The organism is Collinsella aerofaciens (assembly GCF_039752955.1).
In the GTDB taxonomy this organism is placed as follows: Bacteria; Actinomycetota; Coriobacteriia; order Coriobacteriales; family Coriobacteriaceae; genus Collinsella; species Collinsella aerofaciens_BI.
Map to the genome: position 1 here is coordinate 1 of NZ_JBDMHB010000060.1, position 9,153 is coordinate 9,153.

A 9,153-nucleotide genomic window follows, 5' to 3' on the forward strand; every position below is an offset into this window, starting at 1 on the left:
GTGCTGTAGACGTCCTGGACGTCGTCGAGCTCCTCAAGACGGTCGATGAGGCGCTGGACCTTCTTGGCGTCGGTACCGGAGACCTCGGTCGGGGTAGTCGGGACCATGGTGGTCTCGGAGCCCTTGACCTGGACGCCCTGCTCCTCGAGCGCCTTGGAGACAGCCATGACGTCGTTAGCAGCGGTCCAGACGATCCACTCCTCGCCGGCGTCCTCGTAGTCCTCGCCACCGGCCTCGGCGATGGCCATCATGAACTCATCCTCGTCACCGGCAGGACCGTTGGCGATCATGGTCTCCTTCTTGGCGTTCTCGTCCAGGATCTCCTTGGCGACGACGATCTGGCCCTTGCGCTCAAACTGGAAGGCGACGGAGCCGGAGGTGCCCAGGTTACCACCAGCGTGGGAGAAGGCGGAACGGACATCGGCGGCGGTACGGTTGCGGTTGTCGGTCAGGCAGTCAACGTAGACGGCGACACCGGCGGGACCGTAGCCCTCGTACACGATGTTCTCGTAGACGGCGGCATCGGCACCCGAACCGAAGGCCTTGTCGATAGCGGACTTGATCTTGTCCTTGGGCATGGACTGAGCCTTGGCCTTAGCAACGGCAGCGGCGAGGCTGGCGTTGTTCTCGGGCAGCGGGTCACCGCCGAGACGGGCAGCAACGGTGATGTTGCGGCTCAGCTTGGAGAAGAGGGCGGAACGCTTGGCGTCCTGCGCGCCCTTACGATGCTTGGTTGTGGCCCACTTAGAGTGTCCGGACATACGTGTCTCCTATCGGTTTCGACCTAAAGCCCAGCGCAGATGCTCGGGCAATATAAACAAACGTCGTTATGATATACCTACTGGCCTGCGAGATAAACCCCAAAATGAAGGCGTCGTGATGATGCCACCCTTTGGTGCAAAGCAACCTGACCCCAATGCACCAAATTAGGACCAGAGGAGGTCGCTGCGGGTGATGGTGGCGCCGATGGCAAAGGGCATGCAGGCGATGACCGGATACAGGTAGCGCATGTAGGTCGAGCCATTGCAGGGACCGATCAGGCACACGGCGAGCACGCCCAGCAGCGGCACCCAAATGGCCAGCCCGCGCCACGAATGACGACGTAGCAGATAGACCACCACGGCGATCATGATCCACACATAGGTGGCCGAGCTCATGGTGAGCGAGATAAACGGGATGCGCTGCACCGCCACGCGGTACAGGTTGATCAGGTGGTCGCACCAGCGCACAACCTTGCTATCGACCGGATGGAAGTCGAAGTACTTGAGGTTATCGGGCTTTGCCATAATCTCGGCACTGCGCGCCGTGCTGTAAACCCACGCATCGCGGGCACTCGGATAAAAGTAGCCGTAGTAGTTATTGATGAGCGCCGAGATATAGCACTCGGGATCCTTTTTGAACATCTGGGCCCACACCTCAAAATAGGCCTTGATGTCCTCCTGCGAGACGTACTCGTTAAAGCAATTTTTGACGGCGTCCGACTTATCCGGGTTGTAACGGCGGCCCAGATTCTCGTACTTGAGCACACGGTCGATCGCGGCACGCTCTTCGTCGGTCACCAAGCCGTCGCAAGGAGCCTCCACGATGGTGCCGTCCTCCTTAACCGTGGGGTTGACGCCCGAGTTGAGGCCGTCGTGCTTTTGGACAAAACGAGCCGTCTGCTGGAACGGAATCGAGAGGATTTCGCGCTTGGAACCAGGCGTGATGTCGTGTGCCGGCATAAAGACCTTGGTGAAGTACATATTAGAGGCAAGGCAGAGCGCAAGCACCGCAAGAACTCCCACCCAGCGGAAACGCGGGGTGGCGCCCGAAGGCGCAGCACCAGCCTGCTTGGCTGCACGACGAGCCACATGCACGTCCCATGCGCAAAGCGCCGCCGCGATTACGCATGCCGCCAGGGGAAACACCAGGCCGCCGTTACGCAGAAACGTGGAGCCCATGGCGCCCAGAGCAAGCAGCAGCCAGTCGTGGCGCGCAAAGAGCACGGGGGCTTTCTCGCCCGTTCGCTCGACATTGGCATCACGACGGGGCAAGCCACATGCCACGAGCTTGACGGTCTGTACCAGCAGCACCAAGAGCGCGTCGGCAAAGAGCACGTCTTTGGTGAGCAACGCCGCGTAGTTAGAGAACATCGGCATAAACACAAAGAACAGCAAGATCACGCCGCGGACCGGCAGGCTCACGCCCAGCTTGCGCAGCGACGAGATGGAATAGGCCATGCAGGCGGCCGTAATGACGAACTGAGCGCAGGTGTAGATGGCAAGACCTGCGTTGGCGCTGTTGAACAGTGAAAGCCCCAGCTGGACGCACGAACCGATGATAGCCGTGTGCACCACGGGATGATGTCCGTTGAGCAACACATTGGGATTGAGCAGACGCAGGTAGTCACTCGTGCCGTTGGGGTAGTTGAACCACTGGCGAATCTGCGCACCCGTATCTCCCATAAAAAGGCCGGGCAGCGAAGCGATGAGCGTGGGCGCCCAGGCGACCATAAGCACCAGGAAGGGCCCGGCAAAGGGATGGACCGAGAGCACGGCGTGAGCCACACGCCATACGCGGCCAAAGTGCGCTTCAGAAAACGGAATGCGCCGAGAGCTCAGCCAATCTAGACACTCAAAAGCCAGATAGAAGGCAACGACCGCCAAGAGCATCCAGCCCGCACCGCCTATCCAGGCACAGATAATGCGGGCCTTGTCGCCGAGCACGATCTCGGCCGAATCGGTGAGGTCGTAGCTGCGGCCAAACACCATGCAGACGGCAAAGAACAGCGACGGAAGGATCACCGAGGGACGCCAGGCGTCGCCGCGGCCAAAGAATACGTAGCGAAACGGCAGCGTGAGCAGGCAGGCAAGCGCAAGCAGCATGACCGCGTCGGTATGGCCGGCAAACGAGAGGAGCACCTCGTAGCACACGTACAGCATGCCCGAGGCTTTGGGGTCAATTGCCAAGACTGCGTTGCTCGACACCGGGGCGGGATCGATGGAAAACGCCGTGGTCGCCAACAGCGCGAGCAAAAATGCGATGAGCGTCTGCTTGGCGGGGTAGCGCTTAAACCAGACGATGCGGGCAGCGTCGCGCGCAGCCGTTGTGGAGAGGTCGGAATCCTTCACAGTCCGAAAGCCTTTCTAGAAACCTATCAAACTCGGCAAGACCACCACAAAGGTGCCTGTCCCCTTTGTGGTGGCCTTGGTTAGGCGTCGAGGTAGATGCGCTGGGGGCGATTGCGGTGTCGGGCGAAGATGATGAGCGCCAGACCGGCGATCACGAGCGGCAAACTCAGCAGCTGGCCCATGGTGATGACGCCGCCCAACAGATAACCCAGCTGGGCATCGGGCACGCGCACGAACTCAACGAGAAAGCGGACGATGCCGTACCCCATCACGAACACGCCCATAAACGTACCCTGGGGCAGTAGCGGCTTTTTGCGGCTGAGCACCTGCAAAATACAGAAGAGTACGACGCCCTCAAGAAACGCCTCGTAGAGCTGGGAGGGATGGCGCGGCATATCGCCCGCAGTGCCGCCAAAGACCACGCCCCAGGGCAGATCGGTCGGCTTACCCCACAGCTCGCCGTTGACGAAATTGGCGCAACGTCCCAGGCACAGCGCCAGCGGAGCACCGATCACAGCAAGGTCGGCGATGGTCCAGGCGTCGAGCTTATACATGCGGCACACGATGATGCCGCCCAAGATGCCGCCCACCAGGCCACCGTGGAAGCTCATGCCTCCCTCGTTGGTGGCAAAGATCTCGAGCGGGTGGGCCAAATAGTAGCCATCACCGTAAAAGACGACGTAAAACAGGCGCGCGCCGATAATAAGGCCAAAGACCGCGCCGACCACGACGCTCGTCAGGTCATCAATCGTAATGTCGAAGCCCCAACGACGTTGCGTGCGGTACATAACGACCGCCGTGAGCAGAGCGCCGACCACGTAGGCCAGACCGTACCAGTAGATGGTGATGGGGCCCGCCGAGATCGCGACGGGATCAAGCATATGGTAGAGGTCGTTGAGCATATCGATCCCCTGCTCCCTACATACAAATGCGGCCGCGGACCTTGCGCTCGCAGCCGCATATTTGGACGTAACGTCTATGCGGAGCGTACCGTCCGCAGCTTTCGCATCTTAGAACGGCGCGTACTCGTCGTACAGGTCCTCGGCCTCGCCGGAAGCATTGACCTGCTCGACGCGGGTAACGCCGGGCACGTGCTCCTTCAGGATGCGCTCGATACCCATGGAAAGGGTCAGCGAGCTCATGGGACAGCCGGCGCAAGCGCCCTGCAGTTCCAGCTTGACAACGCCCTCGTCGTCGACGCCCACATACTCCATATCGCCGCCATCGGCCTGCAGGTTGGGGCGGATCTCTTCAAGAACCTTCTTAAGCAGCTCTTCGTTAACAGCCACAGGGGCTCCTTTCTCACAATAACGCGGGCACGCCCGCGGACAGAAGCTATGTTACTACAGCCATGTACCCGCTCACGAGCCGTCCATGCGCGCAGACGCGACTTTCACGAGTAGTCAATTTGGGACGGGGCTCTTTTTGCTGTTTTGCCGCCAGCTGGCGTTGGCACGCGCTACTGCTGAGCTTGTCCCCCGGTACCAATCTGAACATCGACGATGACCTGGCGGTAGCTGATGCCGCAGGAGTCGAGGATGCGACGGCTGATACGGCCGTCGTCGGTGTCGGCATACTTATTGTCCAGGTAGACGACCTCGCCCACACCCACCTGCGCCAGGATCTTGGCACAGTCGTGGCACGGGAATAGCGTGACGTAGACTGTGGAACCCTCGAGGTCCTTGAGCGAGCCACGGTAGTTGAGCACGGCGTTGGCCTCGGCATGGACCACGTAGTTGTGCTTGTCCTGCAGCGGGTCGTCGCTCGTACCCCACGGGAAAAAGTCATCGTTGAGCGCCGAGGGCGTACCGTTGTAGCCCACCGAAAGGATGCGGTGGTTAGTGCTGGCGATACACGCTCCCACCTGCGTGTTAGGGTCCTTACTGCGGCGCTGCGCGGCAATGGCCACGCTCATAAAGAACTCATCCCAGCTAATAACGTCGCGGCGCTTGCCCGACGCGGTTTGATGAAGATCGTCCGACACGGCAGACACCTCCGAAATCGCAATAGTTTGACCCATTGTAGCAGGTGGAAGGTGGAGACGTTTTTGTCCCATTGCCCCCATCGCTACGCGCGGCGGGGCTTTTGGTTGATGTGGTAGAGCTCGGCGAGGCCCCGCAGCGTCAGCGCATCGTCGACCGTCAGGTTATGGCCGACCAGCGCCGCAAGCGCCTCGGCATCGTCGCCGGTAATGACGATGGGCACATCGCCCTCCCCCGCGGCCTTGGTCGCACGCATCTCGGCAAGCACCATGTCGAGCATGCCGTCGATACGGGCTACCTCGCCCAGAACCACGCCCGAACGCATGGCCTCGCGCGTGTTGCGGCCGATGACGTGTGTCGGCGCCGAGGGCTCAACCTGGGGCAGGCGCGCTGCTGCCGCCGAAAGCGAGCGGGCGCCGAGGGCCAAGCCTGGCGCAATAACGCCGCCGACAAAGGTACCGTGCGCGTCGATGACCTCGATATTGGTCGTGGTGCCTAGGTCGATCACAATGCACGGCGAGCCGTAGACGGCGCGGGCTGCCACGGCGTCGGCGATGCGGTCGGGACCGATCTCGGCCGGGTCATCGTAGTGCACGGGTATGCCGGTCTTGAGGCCCGGCCCCACCGTGAGCACGCGCCCCGTGCAGGTACGGGAAAGTGCCGCCTTCCACGGGCGCTCGAGCGCCGGGACCACACAGCTCAGCACGGCAGCCGTGGGCACAAGCGCACCCGGCATGCCCGCATCGGCCACCAGTGCGGCCATGACCTGCACGAGACGCATGCGCGCCTCGTCTGCCGTGATGCTCGACGGCGTGGTGATCTCGCACGTCGCAAGCGGACATTCCTGCGCCGCGGCCGAATCCTCTGCAAACAGGCCAAAGCGAATGAACGTGTTGCCCACGTCGACCGTCAATATATATGCGCACCCATTAAGCATCGTCGGCGCTCCTTTCGTCTGCCCAGCAGTATATCGCCTACCTAAACCAGTCATCCCAAAATGACTAGCTTGAGGCTATACTGGTGCGCGGTCGTTTGCGAGCTCATGCGGCGGCCCTTGGTAACCCGACTTCCCGCGCCGTATCCGTAACGGCGCTCCCGGGGGAAGCGGATATACGCAAAGGAGTTTTATATGAGCAATCCCTCGAACCGCGCTTCGATGCGCGGGCAACTTACGCTGCGCGGCGTCGTCATCGGCGTCCTTGGCTGCGTGATCATCACGGCAAGCTCGGCCTACACCGCCCTCAAGATGGGCGCACTCCCCTGGCCGATCGTCTTCGCTGCCGTCATCTCGCTGTTCTTCCTTAAGCTCATGGGCAACGCCAGCCTCAACGAGGCAAACGTCACCCACACCATCATGTCCGCAGGCGCCATGGTCGCCGGCGGTCTGGCGTTTACCATCCCGGGCGCCTGGATGCTGGGCTATGCCGACCAGATCAGCTGGCTCGACATGTTTATCGTGGCACTCGCCGGCACCATCCTGGGCCTGCTGGCCACGGCGCTCATCCACCGTCACTTTATCGTGGACGCCGCGCTTGAGTTCCCCACCGGCAACGCCGCAGCTCAGACCCTGCGCGCCACCGAGGCCGGCGGCAAGACCGGCAAGCAGCTCTTTGGCTCCATGGCCATCGCGGGCATCTACAGCGTGCTTCGCGACGCCCTGGGCATTGTGCCCAGTATGCTGTGCACGCTCAACATCCCCGGCGTGACCTTTGCCATCTACAACTCGCCCATGCTGCTCTCCGTCGGCTTCCTCGTGGGCTTCGCCCCGGTCGCTTTCTGGTTTGCCGGCGCGCTGCTGGGCAATTTTGGCATCATCGTCGGCGGCACCGCTGCCGGTCTGTTTGACGTTATGACCGCACAGGGCATCGTCAAGTCCCTGGGTATGGGCCTCATGATGGGCTTTGGCGTCGCCGTCGTCCTCAAGGACATCCTGCCGCAGGTCGCCGGTATCGTCCGCGGCCTCGCCGCCGACAGCTCCACCGACACCGACGAGCAGTCGCTCATCTCGGGCTCCCTTAAGCTCGACGCCGGCATCATCGGCCTGGGCGCCGCCACCATCGCCGTGATCGTCGCCATCGCGCTCGATCTTGGTCCCGTTCCAGCCGTCATCGTCACGCTGTTCACCTTTGTCACCACCATCATGAGTGCGCAGAGCTGCGGGCAGACGGGTATCGACCCCATGGAGATCTTCGGCCTCATCGTCATGCTCATCGTTGCCGCCTTCGCACAGCTCGCTCAGGTCAAGCTGTTCTTTATCGCCGGCATCGTGGCTGTAGCGTGCGGCCTTGCGGGCGACGTCATGAACGACTTTAAGGCCGGTGCCGTGCTGGGCACCAACCCGCGCGCACAGTGGGTCGGCCAGGCCATCGGCGGCATCGTGGGCGCCCTGGTCGCCGCCGCCGTCATGGTCGCGCTCGTCACCGCCTATGGTCCGGACGCCTTTGGTCCCGACAAGAGCTTTGTGGCCGCGCAGGCAAGTGTGGTCGCCACCATGGTCTCGGGCATCCCGAGCGTACCGTGGTTCGCAGGCGGCTTTATCGCCGGCATCGTCATGTACTGGCTCGGCATTCCGGCCATGATGATCGGTCTGGGCGTGTACCTGCCGTTCTATATGTCGCTCACGGCTTTCCTGGGCTCCTGCGTTAAGCTCGCCTACGACAAGTGGGCCGCTCACCGCGACGCCGAGGCCGGTCTTTCGGACGAGGAGAAGGCCGCCAAGGATGCCGCCTTCCAGGAGCAGGGCCTGGTTGTTGCCAGCGGCCTGCTGGGCGGCGAGTCCATCGTCGGCGTTATCCTGGCGTTTGTCTCCGTCGGTCTGAGCCTGCTGGGATAAACCCAACAGCAACGTACCCGTACAGAGCGCGGGGTCGGAGACCATCCGGCCCCGCGCTTTTTGTCTATTTGACTCTTATGATCCTCACGGCGTTTTTAGTCATGCCGATTGGCCTGACTTCCAGGTCAACAAACCCTGTCTGACACCTCGCTCAACGCGGTGTAGAGTAAAGACGACGGGCGGGATACGCGGCACGTGCCAGAACGAGGTGGACATGGAACTCGATAAACAACAGATCAAGCGACTGCGCGAGCGCCATCATCGGCGCCATGGCATCCGCCCCGCCCACAGCGAGGCCATGGAGAACGCAAGCCGCTTTCTAAAGCAGGCATTCAACATTCGCGAGGGTCGTGCGCCCTATCACGTGATTCGCAAGCGCTTCGTAAACGGGGCGCGCCTGACTGGCTCTCACCTGTGCATCCTGATCATTGCCATGTTGATCGCGAGCATCGGCCTCGATATCGACTCGGATATCGCCATTGTAGGCGCCATGCTCATCTGCCCGCTCATGGGCTCGGTCCTTGCCATGGCATACGGCATCGCCACGCTCGACCGCGAGATTGCCGTCGAGGCCGTCGCCAGCCTCGCGCTGCAGATGGCCTTTTGCCTGGTCACGTCCACGTTGTACTTTAAGCTCTCGCCCCTTGGCACCACCACGGCCGCCATCATCGACAATTCGACACCGACCGTGTGGGACCTTGCCGTCGCGCTCGCGGGCGGCTTTGCGGGTGGCCTGGGCAACTCGCGCGACCAGGAACCCGCCACGCTCATCGCCGGCGTGGCCGTGGCGACCGCGCTCATGCCGCCCCTGTGCGCGGCGGGCTATGGCATCGCCATCGCAAGCGGGTCATTGTTTCTCTCGGCGCTTTATGAATTTGGCATCAACGTGGTCTTTATCGCGCTGGCTGCCGAAGCCGTGCTGCTTCTATTGCGCGTGCCGCTCAAGCGCGACCTCAACGGCGACGGCATTGTGACTGCCGAGGAAAACGCCGAGGTCAACGAGCTATCGCGCAAGGTGCGCCGCCACATCATCGTGGGCACGGTGATCTTTGCCGTCCCCTGCATCGTTATGACCGCGGGGTCTATTGGTTCGGCGCAGGCCGGCGTGCAGGACGGCTACGGCGTCACCGAAACCACGCGCGAGCTTGCCGCTGTTAGCGTCGGAATAATTTAGCCAAATATAGTCGGCCGAGATTGACCAATCCCGGCCGACCCATTTTAGCCAACA

Annotated in this window: 8 protein-coding genes; 2 read left to right on the top strand and 6 right to left on the bottom strand. The window is 62.0% G+C overall.

Annotated features, from left to right (window positions below; translation table 11 throughout):
- The 6 genes from ABHR75_RS09355 to ABHR75_RS09380 all read right to left on the bottom strand — a co-directional run.
- Positions 1-761 (bottom strand): YebC/PmpR family DNA-binding transcriptional regulator (locus tag ABHR75_RS09355; protein WP_346964177.1); only part of this gene is annotated, 761 nt, incomplete at its 3' end.
- A gap of 165 nt (positions 762-926) precedes the next feature.
- Positions 927-3,110 (bottom strand): DUF6020 family protein, encoded by a 2,184-nt coding sequence (locus ABHR75_RS09360; RefSeq protein WP_346964178.1) that lies wholly within the window; start codon positions 3,108-3,110, stop codon positions 927-929.
- 80 nt (positions 3,111-3,190) lie between these two features.
- Complete coding sequence (lgt, locus tag ABHR75_RS09365; protein ID WP_346964179.1) at positions 3,191-4,012, bottom strand: prolipoprotein diacylglyceryl transferase; 822 nt, start codon at positions 4,010-4,012, stop codon at positions 3,191-3,193.
- Between the two features lie 108 nt (positions 4,013-4,120).
- Complete coding sequence (locus ABHR75_RS09370; protein WP_035137589.1) at positions 4,121-4,399, bottom strand: NifU family protein; 279 nt, start codon at positions 4,397-4,399, stop codon at positions 4,121-4,123.
- 170 nt (positions 4,400-4,569) lie between these two features.
- Entirely contained in the window at positions 4,570-5,130 is a 561-nt protein-coding gene (locus ABHR75_RS09375) for a deoxycytidylate deaminase (RefSeq protein ID WP_195363744.1), read from the bottom strand.
- Between the two features lie 47 nt (positions 5,131-5,177).
- The gene (locus ABHR75_RS09380; protein WP_346964180.1) at positions 5,178-6,029 is read right to left on the bottom strand and encodes a type III pantothenate kinase; all 852 of its coding nucleotides are present in this window, start codon (positions 6,027-6,029) and stop codon (positions 5,178-5,180) included.
- 192 nt (positions 6,030-6,221) lie between these two features.
- Here ABHR75_RS09380 and ABHR75_RS09385 point away from each other — a divergent pair, with 192 nt between their 5' ends.
- Together ABHR75_RS09385 and ABHR75_RS09390 are read left to right on the top strand one after the other, a co-directional pair.
- Positions 6,222-7,925, top strand: a complete 1,704-nt coding sequence (locus ABHR75_RS09385) for an OPT/YSL family transporter (protein WP_346964181.1) — start codon at positions 6,222-6,224, stop codon at positions 7,923-7,925.
- A 214-nt stretch (positions 7,926-8,139) separates the two neighbouring features.
- On the top strand, positions 8,140-9,099 hold the full coding sequence (locus ABHR75_RS09390; protein WP_346964182.1) for a DUF389 domain-containing protein: 960 nt from the start codon (positions 8,140-8,142) through the stop codon (positions 9,097-9,099).
- Positions 9,100-9,153: the final 54 nt, after the last annotated feature.

What these genes read in the sequence shown, in the direction of transcription:
- lgt (WP_346964179.1), bottom strand. Translation starts at nt 4,012, where the DNA reads ATGCTCAACGACCTCTACCATATGCTTGATCCCGTCGCGATCTCGGCG.
- ABHR75_RS09375 (WP_195363744.1), bottom strand. Translation starts at nt 5,130, where the DNA reads ATGGGTCAAACTATTGCGATTTCGGAGGTGTCTGCCGTGTCGGACGAT.
- ABHR75_RS09380 (WP_346964180.1), bottom strand. Translation starts at nt 6,029, where the DNA reads ATGCTTAATGGGTGCGCATATATATTGACGGTCGACGTGGGCAACACG.
- ABHR75_RS09385 (WP_346964181.1), top strand. Translation starts at nt 6,222, where the DNA reads ATGAGCAATCCCTCGAACCGCGCTTCGATGCGCGGGCAACTTACGCTG.
- ABHR75_RS09390 (WP_346964182.1), top strand. Translation starts at nt 8,140, where the DNA reads ATGGAACTCGATAAACAACAGATCAAGCGACTGCGCGAGCGCCATCAT.